Source organism: Streptomyces sp. NPDC050509 (assembly GCF_044457965.1).
In the GTDB taxonomy this organism is placed as follows: domain Bacteria; phylum Actinomycetota; class Actinomycetes; order Streptomycetales; family Streptomycetaceae; genus Streptomyces.
Map to the genome: position 1 here is coordinate 305,635 of NZ_JBITHL010000001.1, position 14,356 is coordinate 319,990.

General features: G+C 70.9%; 15 protein-coding genes and 1 pseudogene. 5 read left to right on the top strand and 11 right to left on the bottom strand.

From position 1 onward, the window contains the following. Positions 1-23: 23 nt before the first annotated feature. The 10 genes and pseudogenes from ACIBJC_RS01085 to ACIBJC_RS01130 all read right to left on the bottom strand — a co-directional run bounded on the left by ACIBJC_RS01085 (position 24) and on the right by ACIBJC_RS01130 (position 7,307). On the bottom strand, positions 24-635 hold the full coding sequence (locus ACIBJC_RS01085; protein WP_399285983.1) for a hypothetical protein: 612 nt from the start codon (positions 633-635) through the stop codon (positions 24-26). A 304-nt stretch (positions 636-939) separates the two neighbouring features. Further along, complete coding sequence (locus ACIBJC_RS01090; protein WP_399285985.1) at positions 940-1,284, bottom strand: zinc-binding dehydrogenase; 345 nt, start codon at positions 1,282-1,284, stop codon at positions 940-942. Positions 1,285-1,376: 92 nt separating this feature from the next. Beyond that, positions 1,377-1,451, bottom strand: a pseudogene (locus tag ACIBJC_RS01095) (chloramphenicol phosphotransferase); the annotation flags it as partial. 145 nt (positions 1,452-1,596) lie between these two features. After that, positions 1,597-2,157: a hypothetical protein gene (locus ACIBJC_RS01100; RefSeq protein ID WP_399285987.1), complete on the bottom strand. Its 561-nt coding sequence runs from the start codon at positions 2,155-2,157 to the stop codon at positions 1,597-1,599. A 155-nt stretch (positions 2,158-2,312) separates the two neighbouring features. After that, positions 2,313-3,299, bottom strand: coding sequence for a phosphotransferase family protein (locus ACIBJC_RS01105; RefSeq protein WP_399285989.1), 987 nt, complete (start codon positions 3,297-3,299; stop codon positions 2,313-2,315). An 89-nt stretch (positions 3,300-3,388) separates the two neighbouring features. Beyond that, on the bottom strand, positions 3,389-3,553 hold the full coding sequence (locus ACIBJC_RS01110) for a hypothetical protein (protein WP_399285991.1): 165 nt from the start codon (positions 3,551-3,553) through the stop codon (positions 3,389-3,391). Positions 3,554-3,941: 388 nt separating this feature from the next. Continuing rightward, on the bottom strand, positions 3,942-4,988 hold the full coding sequence (locus ACIBJC_RS01115) for a GNAT family N-acetyltransferase (protein WP_399285993.1): 1,047 nt from the start codon (positions 4,986-4,988) through the stop codon (positions 3,942-3,944). Between the two features lie 11 nt (positions 4,989-4,999). Beyond that, positions 5,000-6,028: an L-threonine 3-dehydrogenase gene (gene tdh, locus ACIBJC_RS01120; RefSeq protein WP_399285995.1), complete on the bottom strand. Its 1,029-nt coding sequence runs from the start codon at positions 6,026-6,028 to the stop codon at positions 5,000-5,002. Beyond that, positions 6,025-6,570, bottom strand: coding sequence for a pyridoxamine 5'-phosphate oxidase family protein (locus tag ACIBJC_RS01125; RefSeq protein ID WP_399285997.1), 546 nt, complete (start codon positions 6,568-6,570; stop codon positions 6,025-6,027). The genes tdh and ACIBJC_RS01125 overlap by 4 nt, the downstream gene beginning before the upstream one ends. Next, positions 6,567-7,307 carry a class I SAM-dependent methyltransferase gene (locus ACIBJC_RS01130; RefSeq protein WP_399285999.1) on the bottom strand — a complete coding sequence of 247 codons (741 nt, stop codon included), beginning with the start codon at positions 7,305-7,307 and terminating at the stop codon, positions 6,567-6,569. Before ACIBJC_RS01130 ends, ACIBJC_RS01125 begins: the two co-directional genes overlap by 4 nt. A gap of 529 nt (positions 7,308-7,836) precedes the next feature. Between ACIBJC_RS01130 and ACIBJC_RS01135 the strand changes: the two genes are divergently transcribed. Continuing rightward, positions 7,837-9,219 carry a tol-pal system YbgF family protein gene (locus ACIBJC_RS01135; RefSeq protein ID WP_399286001.1) on the top strand — a complete coding sequence of 461 codons (1,383 nt, stop codon included), beginning with the start codon at positions 7,837-7,839 and terminating at the stop codon, positions 9,217-9,219. A 235-nt stretch (positions 9,220-9,454) separates the two neighbouring features. On the opposite strand, the gene ACIBJC_RS01140 is transcribed toward ACIBJC_RS01135, so the two are convergent. Continuing rightward, positions 9,455-10,498, bottom strand: a complete 1,044-nt coding sequence (locus tag ACIBJC_RS01140) for an NAD(P)-dependent alcohol dehydrogenase (protein ID WP_399286003.1) — start codon at positions 10,496-10,498, stop codon at positions 9,455-9,457. Between the two features lie 96 nt (positions 10,499-10,594). On the opposite strand from ACIBJC_RS01140, the gene ACIBJC_RS01145 reads away from it, so the two are divergent. The 4 genes from ACIBJC_RS01145 (at position 10,595) to ACIBJC_RS01160 (ending at position 14,189) form a co-directional block, all read left to right on the top strand. Further along, positions 10,595-11,182: a TetR family transcriptional regulator gene (locus ACIBJC_RS01145; protein WP_399286005.1), complete on the top strand. Its 588-nt coding sequence runs from the start codon at positions 10,595-10,597 to the stop codon at positions 11,180-11,182. Between the two features lie 183 nt (positions 11,183-11,365). Further along, positions 11,366-11,575, top strand: a complete 210-nt coding sequence (locus ACIBJC_RS01150) for a ferredoxin (RefSeq protein ID WP_399286007.1) — start codon at positions 11,366-11,368, stop codon at positions 11,573-11,575. Next, positions 11,565-12,956: an NAD(P)/FAD-dependent oxidoreductase gene (locus ACIBJC_RS01155; RefSeq protein ID WP_399286009.1), complete on the top strand. Its 1,392-nt coding sequence runs from the start codon at positions 11,565-11,567 to the stop codon at positions 12,954-12,956. The genes ACIBJC_RS01150 and ACIBJC_RS01155 overlap by 11 nt, the downstream gene beginning before the upstream one ends. Positions 12,957-12,968: 12 nt before the next feature. Next, the gene (locus tag ACIBJC_RS01160) at positions 12,969-14,189 is read left to right on the top strand and encodes a cytochrome P450 (RefSeq protein ID WP_399286011.1); all 1,221 of its coding nucleotides are present in this window, start codon (positions 12,969-12,971) and stop codon (positions 14,187-14,189) included. The last annotated feature ends 167 nt before the right edge of the window (positions 14,190-14,356 follow it).

Sequence of the window (14,356 nt, forward strand, 5' to 3'; positions counted from 1 at the left end):
GTACGGCCGGGAGAGCGGTGGGCTCAGTAGAGCCGGTCGACGGCCGCGCGGACGGTTTCCTTGAACGCGGTGGGGTCCGGGGTGGTCCAGTTGCTCTCCCACTCGACCAGGGTCACGGTGTCCCCGTCCCGGCCTACCCCGTACAAGTAGTTGTGGTACCGGCTGCCGTCCACCACGCCGACACCCCCAACGGTGGCGCCCTCTTCGACATCGACCGATCCGTGGTCGTAGGCCGTGACGACGTAGCCGGGGTAGGTCTGGCGGTCCGCGCACCCCGCGTACTGCTGCCGGGCCGCCCCGGCGAACGCCACGGCTTCGGTCTCCGTCGGGAACGCGATCACCCTCTGGTAGGCGGAAGCCGTCTCCGAGGTCTGGAAGTGCCCCCTCCAGACGTTCTCCTCGGGCGGCTCGAACGCCCAGTCCGACAGACAGGGGGTGTAGGTGTCCCAGCCTCGCCCCATCGAGCCTCCGTACCAGGGCAGGACGTCCGGCGGCATGTGCGCGGCCTCCAGCATCCCCGGCTCGCCCCGCCAGTCCGCGGCCGCCGCGTTCCCCACCGGTCCGGCGGCCACCAGCGCCGCGGCGAACACCGCCCCGGCCGTCGCGCGCGCCCAGGCCCGTACGCGTACACCCATCGCCAACTCCCCTGCGTGAAGGGACCCGCCCGCGCATGGACGGGCCGGGCACCAGGATGAGCAGTACGCGACAGGGACAACGCCGCTGTCGGGACTCCCGACCGGAAACCACCGCGCATCAGTCGAATCTGTCCGAAAAGAGAAATCCGTTCGCGGCGGCTTCGATGAGCTTGTCCTTCCCCCTCGGGAGTCACGCGGAGCAACAAGTGTCAGGACGGAGAGGTCGGCCACCGTCACCTCGACCCTGGCCACCCGTTCGGACAGGGTCATACCGCGCTCGGCCGGCAGCCGGCTCGGCCGCTGCCTACGGTGTGATGACGAGGCGGCCCACGACCGATCCATCGGCGAGTACGTCCAGGGCGGCGGGCGCTCCGGCGCAGCCGAAGAGGACGACGCGGCCTCGGGGGCGGGTCATCCCTACGGCGAGGCCGGGGGTGTCCCCGGTGCCAACGGTGTCGACGACGACATGGCAGCCGTGCCCGTCCGTGATCTCCCGTACCGCCTCCAGCGGGCACGCCGTGGCCTGGGCGGCGCTGTGGCGCAGGGCCTGGGCCCTGCTGGGTCCATGCGGGCCGACGGCGATCACTGTGGCTCCGGCGGCCACCGCCACCTGGACGACGGCGAGGCCCACGCCTCCGGCTCCGATCACGCGACCGGACCGGTCCGCGTCCCTCGGCCGTGACCACAGGGGCACGTCGGTCAGTTCACAGCGGACGTCGGTCGGCCCGCTGCGAACTGACCGGCCTGCAGACACCGGACCATCCCGGACTTGCCCGAGCTGGAACCACCGTTCAACACGATCACCTGAGTTGTCACCGCATCACCGTAGGGGTATGCCTCACCACGACGGAAACGCGTATGGGCAAGCCTGCTCTGTTGTCACAACCCGGTGAGCCTTCGGGGGCACCGTTTTTGTCCCAACTTCCGGTACCGGAGCCGCCACCGCGCCCCGGCACGGCAACTACACACCGCTCGCACCGTCGGCAACAGTGTCGTCGTCGCAATGGCCGGTCCGGCAGCACACCGGCAGCCAGTCAGCGGCGATCTCCCGAGCGCGTTGCAGACGGGTCCGGTCGAGCTCCACCATCGTCAAGATCTCGAAGGCGGTACCGGCGCTACCAGGGGATCGATTCAGCATCACCTCCTCGTAGAGGAGCCAAAGTCCTTGCACGGCAAGGTCCCTGCATATCTCCGGAAGATCGAGCCCACGTCCGGCAGATGCCCCATCCGTGCCCTCGCCGGCCACAAGACGCTGAAGAAGGCTGAGAAACCACCCACGAGCAGCCGGTGTCACCTCGTCCGTGAGGGCCGCCAGAGCAACGGACGCCACCGCGGGTGCGGGCTCCCACAAGGCCGCCGGGGACCAGACATGCTCCTCGAAGCTGACCTGGCCCGGCTCCCGCCCGGGGCCGCGCCCCGCAAGCCGCAGCAGGTCCTCGGCAAGGTGTTCCGCAGAGTTGCCGCACCCGCACACCATGCCTTTCCAGTTCTGACGGGCGATCTCCCTCTCGATCGGTCGCACAGTTCTCTCCCCCCTGGACACACCTGAGGAGTGTCTCTGGACTTCTCCAGGACCGTGGAGTCGCTCCTCAAAGCTGAACCTCCACGAGCTGGTCGACGCTCACATGACACCGCGCCGCCCCCATCAGTTTCCCCGCGGCCCCGCGTGTCCGAGGGCTACGCCAGGAGTGCCAGCGCCTCCTTCGTGTTGTGTTCGGCGATTCCCCGCATCGCCTCCCGGTCGGGGAAGTCGCCGTCGAGGAGACGCAGTGGGCCGGCTACCAGCGACAGGCGCATCGCGAGCATGTAGAGGTCGAGTCGCCGCGGGTCGAGACCGGGTCGGGTCAGTGCGGTGTACCGGTCGCCGAAGCGGAGTTGGAGGAAGACGTGCTCCCACTCGACATCGAAGTACATCAGGCCCTCGATGTCGATCAGGACGGGGCGCCCGTCGGTGTCGACCAGGACGTGGTCGGGGCCGAGTTCTCCGTGGATCAGGCCGTACTCCGTGCGCGGGCTCACCCCATCGGCGAGTTCTCGCAGCCGCTCGTGCAAGGCGTCGCCGGCTTTCGCGATCCTGCCGTCGCGCCCCGCCCCCTCCTCGACGTCCCGCAGGGCGCCATCGAGGACGCGTCGCTCGCACGAGACCTGTGGGGCGGGGCCGCCCCGCTCCAGCACATCCACCCTGCCGTAGCGCCGGGCCCGGTGCCGGTGCATCGTCTCCAGCATGGCGGCGAGGACACCCAGGGCTGCCGTCGCGCGCCGGGGATCGGTCTCGAAGAGTGCTTCGAGCGTGCCACCGGAGACGTCCTCGACCACGGCGACGTCCGCCGGGAAGCGGCGTCGGCTGTCATCGGCGAGGAGTACGCGCGGTACCCGTACCCCGAGGCCGTCCAGGCTCCGCTGCGCGGTGAGGAACGGGACCAGGCCGGAGGCGGGCGCGAACGGGTCGGTGGGGTCGGTCTCTCGCGTGCCCGGCCAGAAGTTCTCAGCTTCGGCCCAGATGTAGACGATCACACTCGCCGCGCGGGTTCCTTCAAGGCGAACCCGGTACACCCCTTTCTTGCTGCCTCCGCGCAACCGTTCCGCGGCGACGACACGGCCGCCCGCGCCCAGTGCGTCCCGTACAAGCCCCGAGAGGTCTTCGATGTCCGCGAATCGCCGCATCCGCGGAACCCTACTGAAGGCGGCGCCGCGCGTGCCACGGAATACCTTCTCCACGGCCTCGTGAACCGGGGCGCCCGGCGGGGTTGTCGCTACAGCCCTGACGAGACGAGCACCCTCTCGACGAGGTCTTCGACGAACTCCCTGGTCGTCGGGGAGGCTTGAAGGGCGACCCGGACGAGCACGCCGCCGGTCAGCAGTGCCAGGGACGGCTGGACCGACTCCGCGGGCAGGTGGGAACGGAGAATCGCCTCCATGGAGCGCGTTCCCTCCTCGCAGAGCTGTCGGGCGCATCTCGTCCACCACCGGATCGTTCCCGGCGCGTTCGAGGACTCCGCCCAGAACCCGGGTCAGGTGCCCCTGGGACAGGTCGTCGGCGAAGTCGAGCAGTTCCCGGACCAGGTCGGCGCGCAGGTCACCGGTCGGCCGCGCGTGCTCCGGGGTGCCGCAGATCTGCCCGACCGATGCGCGGACGAGGCGACATTCTCTGTGGGCTCGGCGTCCTGCTGCCCTCGCTCACGCGCATCAGGCCCGGGCTGACCGTCCTGGCGGCGCTCGGGTGTGTCGCGCTGCAGGGTGCCGCGGCGGTCCTGGGCGGGTGCCGGGCCGGCCTCCGGCGTCCGAAGACGCCGGAGGCCGCCGCGATCACCCGCGGAGGCGTTCCCCTTCCGGTACGGCGTCGGCGAAGTAGCCGCGGAGTGCCCGGGGGCGGAGCCCGTACCGCCGCTTGAACGTGGGGTTGCGGCGGCCGAGTTCGGCCCACTCCCGGCCCGAAGCCCACGCCTCCCGCATCACGTGCGCGTACGCCACGTAGAAGGGGCTGTAGCCCGGAGTGTCCTTCTGGGCGTATCCGACCGCCCAGTAGTGGAGCCGGGTGTCGTCGGTGAGGGTGAGCGCGGAGGCGACCGTACGGTCTCCGACGCGCAGTTCCACCGACCCGGCACAGTCTCCGAGGGCCAGGACGAAGTCCTGGAAGAGGCCGGGCCGGTAGTAGTCGGCGTTGTCGAATTTGGCCGCGGTGGCGCGGGCCAGCCGTACGAAGGTGTCCAGGTCCGCGTCCTTCGCGTGGCCCGTGTGGGCAGTGACCCCGGCCTTGTCGGCCTCGCGCAGGTCATGCCTGAGGTTCCGCCTCGGCTTCTTCTTGAGCGCGTTGCCGAGGTAGTCGTCGAATCCGTCGTAGTCGTCCAGGGTCAGTCCCCATCCGACGTCGATGTCCACGCCGGTGAATCCGGCGTCGGGCAGCAGCGTGCCCAGTGGGCCGTCGGCGTCCGCGTTGACGATGCCGCACAGTCGCGCGTCCCACCGCGCCGCCACCTCCCTGAGCGCGCTCACCGCGCGCCGGGCGGCGGACCGGCTCCCGGGGCCGGGACGTACCGGCAGCACGCTGTCGTAGCAGTGCCAGGCATGGCTGAGCAGCACGGTCCGGCCGACCGCGTGCGGGTAGTGGTCGGCGATGACCCGCATCGGGTCGACGTCGCGTTGCAGGTAGGCGGGCAGGGCCGCCTGGACCTGCCCCGCCTCGTCCTCGATCAGGAGGTACGCGGTGCGCAGGACCGGATGCAGCGGATGCTTCTCGAAGGCACGCAGGAAGGGGCGCCGGTAGAAGACGGGGGCGCGGGCCGCCGTCATCAGGTCGTCCCAGCGCTCGTCGATGTCGTCGATCGTGGTGTGGACACGTACGGAGTACGGCATGACGGCTCCCTTCAGTCCCTCGGGGCCCAGTCGAGGATCACTTTGCCCGCGTCGCCCTGCGCGGCTGTGGCGAAGGCCTTCTCGTAGTCCTGCGCGGCGAAGTGGTCCGTGACGGCGAACGACAGGTCCAGACCGTCGTCGAGCAGGTCGGCCATGGTGTGCCAGGTGTCGAACACCTTGCGGCCGCTGATTCCCTGGATGGTCAGCATCCGCAGGGAGATGTCCGACCAGTCGGTGGGTACGTCCTCGTCGGGCAGGCCGAGGGCGGCGATCCGCCCGCCATGGGCCATGGCGGCGATCAGGTCGCTCTGGGCGGACGGGTTGCCGGACATCTCGAAGCCGATGTCGAAGCCCTGTTCCTGACCGAGTGCGGCAGGGTCGACGGGCTGTTCACCGGCCTGGACCACGAGATGGGCGCCCGCCCGCCGGGCGAGGTCGAGCCGGAAGGGGCTGAGATCGCTGACCACGATCAGGCGTGCGCCCCGGTGGCGGGCGACGGCCGCGGCCATGGCGCCGATCGGCCCCGCGCCGGTGACCAGGACCGTTCGGTCGCGGAGGGGGAAGGCGTCGGCGACGTGCACGGCGTTGCCGAAGGCGTCGAACATGGCCGCGACATCCAGGGGGACACCGGGGCGGTGCACCCAGACGGACTCCGCCGGCAGCACCAGGTACTCCGCGAAGGCCCCGTCACGCTGTACCCCGAGGCCCTGTGCCGCACGGCACAGATGCTTACGGTCGGCCTGACAGTTGACGCAACTGTTGCACGTCAGGTGTCCTTCCGCGCTGACGAGCTGGCCGGGCAGCAGCCCGCCGACGCCGGGTCCGACCGCCGCGATCTCGCCGACGAACTCATGGCCGACGACACGTGGTGTCCTGACCGTCCGCGTCGCCCAGGGGTTTCCCTCGTAAATATGCAGGTCCGTACCGCAGATGCCGGTGCGCAGCACCCGGATGAGGACATCGTGGCGTTCCGGTACGGGCGTCGGGATGTCGACGTACTCAAGCCCTTCGCCGGGCCCTTGCTTGACGAGCGCCTTCACCGGACACCTGCCGAAGAGTCCCCGGCGGGCGCCGGGTGGCCGGTGATCGCGTCCAGTGGAACGTCGATGCGCTGGTCGTTCTTGTCCACGAGCCACTGGTCGATGTCCAGCAGCCACCACCGCTGGACTTCGAGGAGGTAGAAACGCCGGGGGCCCTCGCCCCTGAACTCGTCGAGAGGTAACCGCCATTGGCGGCGTACGTCCTCGTCCGGAAAGTTCCGCTCGTAGTACCAGCCACTGAATTCGTCGAGTTCATCCGGCTCCACCGGTCGGGCCGTGGCGGTGAACTGAGCGCCGTCCAGCCCGAATCCGGGCAGTCCGGTCAGGTAGATCGAGCCGGAGATCCGCGGGTCGGACTCGATGTTGCGTGAATGCCGGGCACGGCGCAGCGAGTACCACAGCAGCCGCAGGGGTTCGCGCAGCGGTACGTAGTTGACCGTGGAGGCCCAGGGCCCGTCGGGGCCGTGGGTGGCCAGGGTGGTGAACCGGGCGTTCTCGATGAGGAGTTCACTGCGTGCGGCGAGTTCGGGCAGGGGTGTCATGACGGTTCGTCCTCCTTGCAGGTGTCGAGGATCGCGGCGTGCGGCGCCGAGAGGTAGGGCTCCCAGAAATCGGGCGGTCCGGCGGCTGCCGAGGGGGACAGACAGTGCCGCCGCCACCGGACGGGGCCGAATCCGGTCTCCCGCAGCGCCTCTTCCAAGGTCGCCGCGCTCCAGTAGTGGGCGGTGACGTGGATGTCGTGGCCGCCGAAGCACAGTGCGAGATCCACCGGGGAACCGTCCGTGAGGGCGCCGTCGGTGGTCAGGCGGAAGCCGTAGCGTTCGTAGTGATCGGGGTCTTGATGGACCTCGGGGTGAAGGGGCAGGGTGAGGAACCTTCCGCCGGGCCGCAGGGCCTCGGCGGCGGTCCGGCACTGGCCGACGAGTTCCTTGTACGTGGTGGCGTACGGCATGACGTACACGCCCAGGACCAGATCGAAGCTGCCCACCAGTTCGGCCGGCAGGGTGCCGTCGGCGTAGCCGATGCCCAGACGTTCTCCGGATTCACGGGCGCGGACGTGTTCGATCATTCCGCTGGATTCGTCGAGCCCTACTACCTGTCCGGCGCCGCGCCGGGCCAATACCCGGCTGTACACGCCGCTTCCGCAGCCCATGTCCATAATCCGCAGATGCGAAGGATCACCCAGCAACCCGATCACGCTGGGGAATTCGAGTTCTCGGCGGAAGGGCAGCCGTGAGAACTCCTCGTAGATATCGGCGAGGTCGTCGAATTGTGTCATCGAAGGGCACTCCTCTTTGTTTCTGGAGGCGTAGGGCCTGGAGGTGGAGGGGATCGACGCGTAGGGGGTGGTCCCGCTCTGGGAGGCGCCTGCCCGGCCCACTCGGCGGGATACCGGTCCTCGGCCGACGATGCGTGCCCGCGTTGAACGCTTGCGTACTTGTGAACGAGGCGGGGACAGCTCCTGGAGCGCTGGCCCGCCGAACCGCCGAACCGCCGAACCCGAACCGCCGAACCGCTGAACCGCTCCGGAGGCGCGCATCGTCCCGTCGCGTTTCCCACGTGCGGGCGTACGCGAGACCAGCCATCAGGCCGTCCTCGGTAAAGAACGAGGAGGATTACCGGTCCGCTACTCCCGCTCCGGCACCCTTGGCAGGATGATGAGCCGGAGACCGGGAATGACGTCCCACGACGATCCACTGGTCCGTCCCTGAAACGTGGCCCGCCATGACCGACGCGCGTAACCGCCCGGCGCGTGCGCCGTCACGAGCCTGACGGGCGAACAAGGCTCACCCCGAGGAGGCAGGGGCGTGGCACGCGGTCAGCCCAATCCCCACCTTGCCGCCCTGCTCGGCGAGGCCGACTGGAGTGCGGCGGAGCTGGCGAGGGCCGTCAACGGCCTGGGCGCCGCGCAGGGCCTTCCGCTGCGCTACGACCGCACCTCGGTCGCCCATTGGCTGGCCGGCTCCCGCCCCCGGCCGCCCGTCCCCACCCTGGTCGCATCGGCGTTCAGCCGCCGCAGCGGCCGGCTGGTCACCGCGGAGGAGACCGGCCTCGCACAGCACGGGTCCTCGGCCGACGACCCGCTGGCGCCCCATCAGTCCCCCCAGGACGATGTCCTGGACCGGTTGGCGGCCCTGAGCCGCGCCGACACCGACCCCGCGCGCCGGGTCACGCTGACCGGCTCCGCCTACAACCTCGGCAACGCCACCGCGCCCGCCTGGCCCCGAACCCGCCCCGCCGGTCCCACTCCTGGGCGGGAACCCGCCCTGGTCCCCCGGGCCACGGCCGCGGACCTCCGGAGAATGCACTGGATGATCCCCCTCTTCGCGGATCTCATGGAACGCCATGGCGGAGCCCACGCGCGCACCGCCGTGACGGCCTACGTCGCCGATGACACGGGCAGCCTGCTGGCGGCTCCGGCCCCGCCCTCCCTGCGCCGGGAACTGTTCACCGGAGCGGGCCAACTCACCCATCTGCTGGGCCGTATGACCATGGACGCCGGCCACCAGAGCCTGGCGCAGCGCTACTTCACCGCCTCGCTCGGCCTCGCGCGCGAGGCCGGCGACCGCCGCCTGTACGCGATCACCCTGCGCGCCATGAGCCTCCAGGCGCTGCACCTCGGGTTCCTCGAACAGTCGTGGCATCTGGCCGACGCCGCCGTGGACACCGCCGGTCCGCGTACCGACCCGTCCACCCGGGCCTTTCTGCTGAGCCAGCGCGGCCTCACCCACGCGCACGCGCGGCACCGCAGAGAAGCCGTCAGCGATCTCGCGACGGCCGAGGCTCAGCACGACCGCGCGACCAGCCCGGCCGGCCCCTTCAGCCACTATCCGCGCCCCGGCCTCGACTATCAGCGTGGCCGGGCGCTCCTTGCCCTGGGTGACGCGGCCCAGGCGGTGGAGGCACTGGGGACCGCGGCCGGGGCCCGATCCGACGACCGGCACAGGTCCAGCGCGCTCACCCGTGCGCGGCTCGCGGAGACCCTGCTGGCCCTGGGGCGTCTGGAGGAGTCATGCGTCCACTGGCACGTCTTCCTCGATCACTACCCGAGTCTGCGTTCGGCCACCGCGGACCGGGCTCTTCGGCATCTGCACACCTCCCTGCGTGGTTTCCGCCGTCAGCCGCACGCCGCCGCCGTACTCCGTCGCGCTCGGGCTCTCACTCCCCGCCCCCGGCAGCAGGCTCCCTGATCCGTCCGGACCGCGGGGAGATCTGGTTGACGGTGCCACCGCGCCCACCGGCGGCCCGCCGACCACGTCAACAGAGCTGAGGGCAACAGGGCTGAAGGCAAAAGGATCGTCCATGGCCGATGTCTACTCCGCCGCCGTGCGACCGGCGGGCGGACGGCGGCGGAGCGTGTGCGGAACAACCCGCAGAATCGTTCTTCGCCTGCTCCATCTGCCCGCGTGCCGAGGGCCGTTCCGGTCAGTCCAGGTCGGACATGTCGAGGACGAAGCGGTAGCGGACGTCGTTGTCCCTGAGGCGGTCGAGGGCCTCGTTCACCCGCGCCGAGGGAAGCAGCTCGATGTCGGCGGTGATGCCGTGCCGGGCGCAGAAGTCCAGCAGGGCGGCGGTCGCGGGTGTGCCGCCGCTGCCCGCGGAGCTGAGCTTCTTGCGCCCCACGAGCAGGTCGATGGTCTCCACGGTGACGGGTCCGAGGTGCCCGAGATGGCTGAGCGTGCCGTCCATGGCGACCAGGCGCAGGTACGGGCCGACGTCGTGCGGGGCCGAGATGGTGTCGATGACGACGTCGAACCGGTCACGGGCGGCGGCCATCGATTCCGGGTCCGTGGAGACGATGAGATCGTGGGCGCCGAGACGGCGGGCGTCGTCGGCCTTGCCGGGTGAGCGGCTGATGACCGCGGTCTCGGCGCCGAGCGCCACGGCGATCTTGACCGCGAGATGGCCCAGGCCGCCCAGTCCTGCCACGGCGACGCGACTGTGCGGCCCCACCCCCAGGGCGCGCAGGGGTTCCCAGACCGTGATCCCGGCGCAGAGCAGCGGAGCGGCGGCGGCCGGCTCCAGACCGGCGGGAAGCGGATGGGCGAAGCGGTCCCGGACGACGTACTCGCGGGAGTAGCCCCCCAAGGTGGTCGATCCGTCCTGCCGGTCGACACCGCCGTAGGTCAGGGTCGGGAAGGTGTGGCAGAAGTTCTCCTGACCGGCCCGGCACATGGGGCACTCGCCGCACGAGTCGACGATGTTGCCGACGGCGACGGGGTCGCCGGCACGGAAGCGGGCGACCGCGGGCCCGGTCCCGGTCACCACGCCCGTGAACTCGTGCCCCGGCACCAAGGGGCGGTCCGCTTCGCCGTCGTGGCTGCGGACGGCGTGCAGATCGGTGTGGCAGACGCCGCAGTAGTCGATCCGGACCGCGAGGTCGTCGGGGCGCAGGTCGCGTCGCTCCAGCGGTGTACGCCGCAGCGTCGCCGTCGAGCCGTCGGCCTGCCAGCCAGTGGTGGTCCGCACAGCACATCTCCTTAAACAGACTGTTCTGTCTGCTTCAACATAGGCCCGACCGGGCCGCCAGGCAAACCAACCGTTCAGTCTGGTAGCGTGACGGACATGGCAGACCAGCCCCTGAGCCCGCGCGGAGCGGCGACCTACCAGCGCATCCTCGACGCGGCGACCCAGGAGTTCGCCGAGCACGGGATCGCCGGAGCGCGCGTCGAGCGGATCGTGGCCGCCGCGCGTACGAACAAGGCGCAGCTCTACGCCTACTTCGGAAACAAGGAAGGGCTCTTCGACGCCATCTTCTTCGGCTCGCTGGAACGGATCATGAACGTCGCCCCCATCGACGCCACCGACCTCGCGGACTGGGCCGTACGCCTCTACGACGAGTACCTCCGCCGCCCCGACCTGATCCGGCTGGCCACCTGGGCGCGCCTGGAGCGCCGCCCCACGGGGCACCTGGTGGAGAACAGTGACCGCCTCGACGACCGCAAGCTGCGCGCCATCGCCGAGGCCCAGGACGCCGGTCTGGTGCGCCAGGGGGACCCGTTCGACGTGATGGCCGTGGTCATCGCCATGTCCATGGCCTGGTCGCCGGTCAGCAACGTCTACGCGGCAACCGCCCAGGACCCCCCCGAAGTGCACGAACAGCGCCGCGCCCTGCTGCGCGAGAGCGTCAGGCGCGCCGTGGCAGCCGGCTGAAGGGGCACGGACCGTATCGGGTCCGGCCGCCGGCCGGACCCGTCACGCCGTCGCGGGCACCGCCCCGGCCGGGTCCGGCCCCGTACCGCTCGCGCCTCCCCCCTTGGCGCACCACCGCTCGCGCCTCCCGCCCGCAGGCCATAGGACGGAGACTGCGGGCGACGCGCGGAGGAGTGGACCTGGATGCAGATCGTTGTCGACCTCAATCGCTGCCAGGGGTACGCGCAGTGCGCGTTCCTCGCTCCCGAGGTGTTCGAGCTGCATGGCGAGGAGGCCCTGATGTTCACGCCCGCCGTCCCCGACGGCTCGTACGAGCGCGTACGCAGGGCGGCGGCGGCCTGTCCGGTGCAGGCCATTCTCGTGGGTGAGCGGGCGGGCCCCGGTGAACGGTGACCCGAGGGACGGCCGGATCGTCATCGTCGGGGCGTCGCTGGCCGGTCTGCGGGCCGCCGAGACGCTGCGCGACAAGGGCTTCGCCGGATCGCTGACGCTGGTCGGGGAGGAGCCGCGGCCCCCGTACGACAGGCCGCCGCTCTCCAAGCAGGTGCTGCTCGGGCGGACGGGGGCGGCGGACGTCGGGCTGCCGCGCCGCCGCGAGGTGGACGCCCGCTGGAGGCTCGGGGTGCGGGCCGAAGGGGTCGACCCGGTCGGGAAGCGAGTGATCCTCGCCGACGGCGAACGGCTGCCGTTCGACCGGCTGCTGATCGCCACCGGAACCCGTGCCCGCCCCTGGCCGAACCCCGCGGAGGCCCGCCTCGACGGCGTACTGACGCTGCGTACGGGCGAGGACGCGGCGGCGCTCGCGGACCGGCTCGACGCCGGGCCGCGGCGGGTCCTGGTGATCGGCGCCGGGTTCACGGGCTCGGAGATCGCGTCCGCCTGCCGGGAGCGCGGCCTCGAGGTGACGGTCGCCGAGCGCGGGCCCTCGCCGCTCGTCGGCGCGCTGGGCGGAACGCTCGGCGCGTTCGCCGCCAGGTTGCAGCGCGCGCACGGTGTCGATCTGCGCTGCGGTGTGACGGTCACCGCGCTGAAGGGCGGCAACGGACGGCTCACGGGCGCCGAGTTCTCCGACGGCAGCAGGATCGAGGCCGATGTCGCCGTGGTCGCGCTGGGCGCCGTCCGCAACACCGAGTGGCTCGCCGGCTCGGAGCTGGCCGCGGGCCCGCGGGGCGTCGCGTGCGACGCGGGCTGCCGCGCGTTCAACATGTACGGGATCGTCACCGACGATGTGTTCGTCGCCGGTGACGTGGCCCGCTTCCCCCACCCATTGTTCGAATACCAGATGCTTGCCCTCGAACACTGGGGCAACGCGGTCGCCCAGGCCGAGGTGGCGGCTCACAACATGGTCAGCACGGGGCCCGACAGACGCCCGCACCTGGCGGTGCCCGCCTTCTGGTCCAGTCAGTTCGGCCTCAACATCAAGTCCGTCGGCGTGCCGACCTTCTCCGACCATGTGGTCATCGCCCAGGGGTCGCTGCGGGAGGGCCGTCTCGTCGCGGTCTACGGCTACCGGGGGCGGATCACCGCTGCGGTCAGTGTGAACCGGGCCAAGTGGCTGGAGCACTACCAGCACCTCATCGAGACGGCGGCCCCCTTCCCACCCGGGCGCGGAGCGGCCGACCGGCCCGAATCGGAGGCGCCCGTCCCCTCCGACGTGCCGGACCCCCGGCTGCTCTCGCACGGGCCCACCGTGGCCCTCACCGGCCATCTGCCGGACCGGCGCCTGACCCTGGTCAGGAACGAACCTCCCTGCGCCGTCGCCCACCGTCCATGAGGAGCCCCGTACATGTCCCCGGACACTCTTCTCCAGCGCATCACGGACTACGCGAACCGCGCCGACCCCTATCCGCTGTACGCCGAACTCCGCGAGAACGGGGTGACGCGGCAGGCCGACGGCAGCTTTCTGGTCGGCGCTTACCACGACATCGCCGCCCTGCTCCACGACCCGCGGATCAGCTCGGACTCCCGCAGCCGCGCCGACCCGCAGACGGTCCCGCCGCTCAGGAGGGGCGCGCAGCCGGCCTTCATCGGCCTCGACGACCCCGAGCACGACCGGCTCCGCCGTATCGCGATGCGTCCCTTCGGGCCGCCCCACTCCCCCGGCCGGATCGACGCCCTGGGCACCGAGATCACCCGGATCTCCGGGGAGCTGATCGACGGGTTCCGGGACAGGGACCGGATCGACGTGGTCGAGGACTTCGCCCATCCCCTCCCCGTCACCGTGATCTGCCGGCTGCTGGGGGTGCCGCACGAGGACGTACCCCGGATCCGCGGCTGGACGAACACGGTCATCGCCAGTCTCGACCTGACGCCAGGGAAGGACGAGGAGAGCCACCGCGACGCGGGGCTGGAAGCCCGGCAGGCGATGGGCGCGTACCTCGGGGACCTCGCCGACAAGCGCCGTGACGACCCGTCGGACGACATGCTCTCCGCCCTGGTGCACGACTCCGGCCCCGACGGGCACCTCAGCAGGGGTGAGCTGATGGCGACCGCGACGCTGCTGCTCATCGCCGGGCACGAGACGACGGTCAACCTCATCACCAACGGAGCACTCACCCTCCTGCGGCACCCCGACGCCCTTCGGTATCTGCGGGAGAACCCCGGACTGATGCCCGGGGCCGTCGAGGAGCTCCTGCGCTACGAGCCCCCGGTCCATCTGCTCCCGCAGCGCAGCCCCTTGACCGATGTCGAGGTCGCGGACGTCACCGTCTCCAAGGGCGCCCCACTGATCCTCGTCCTGGCCGCCGGCAATCGGGATCCGCTGCGGTTCGCCGCCCCGGACCGCTTCGACCCGGCCCGCGCGGACAACCAGCACTTCGGCTTCGGCAGCGGCGTCCACAACTGCTTCGGCGCACCGCTCGCCCGCCTGGAGACCCAACTCGCCCTGCACGCGCTCCTCCCCCGGCTGGAGGGCTTCCAACTGGCCGAGGATCCACCGCCGTACCGCCACAGCCCCATCCTGCGCGGCCCGCGGCACCTGCGGATCGAGCGCGTGTCAGGCCCGTGACCCTACGGTCGGATCCGGTTGGATCCGGTTTGATTTTTCAGGCCACGCGCGCATTTCCGCCTTCCCACCAGCAAGTTCACCGGGTCCCCGGCAAACGTGAGATGGAACATATTGTCGACTCTTTACTCTTTCATTGCCTTTCGTGTTTCGATGGGGCGGTCCGCTTC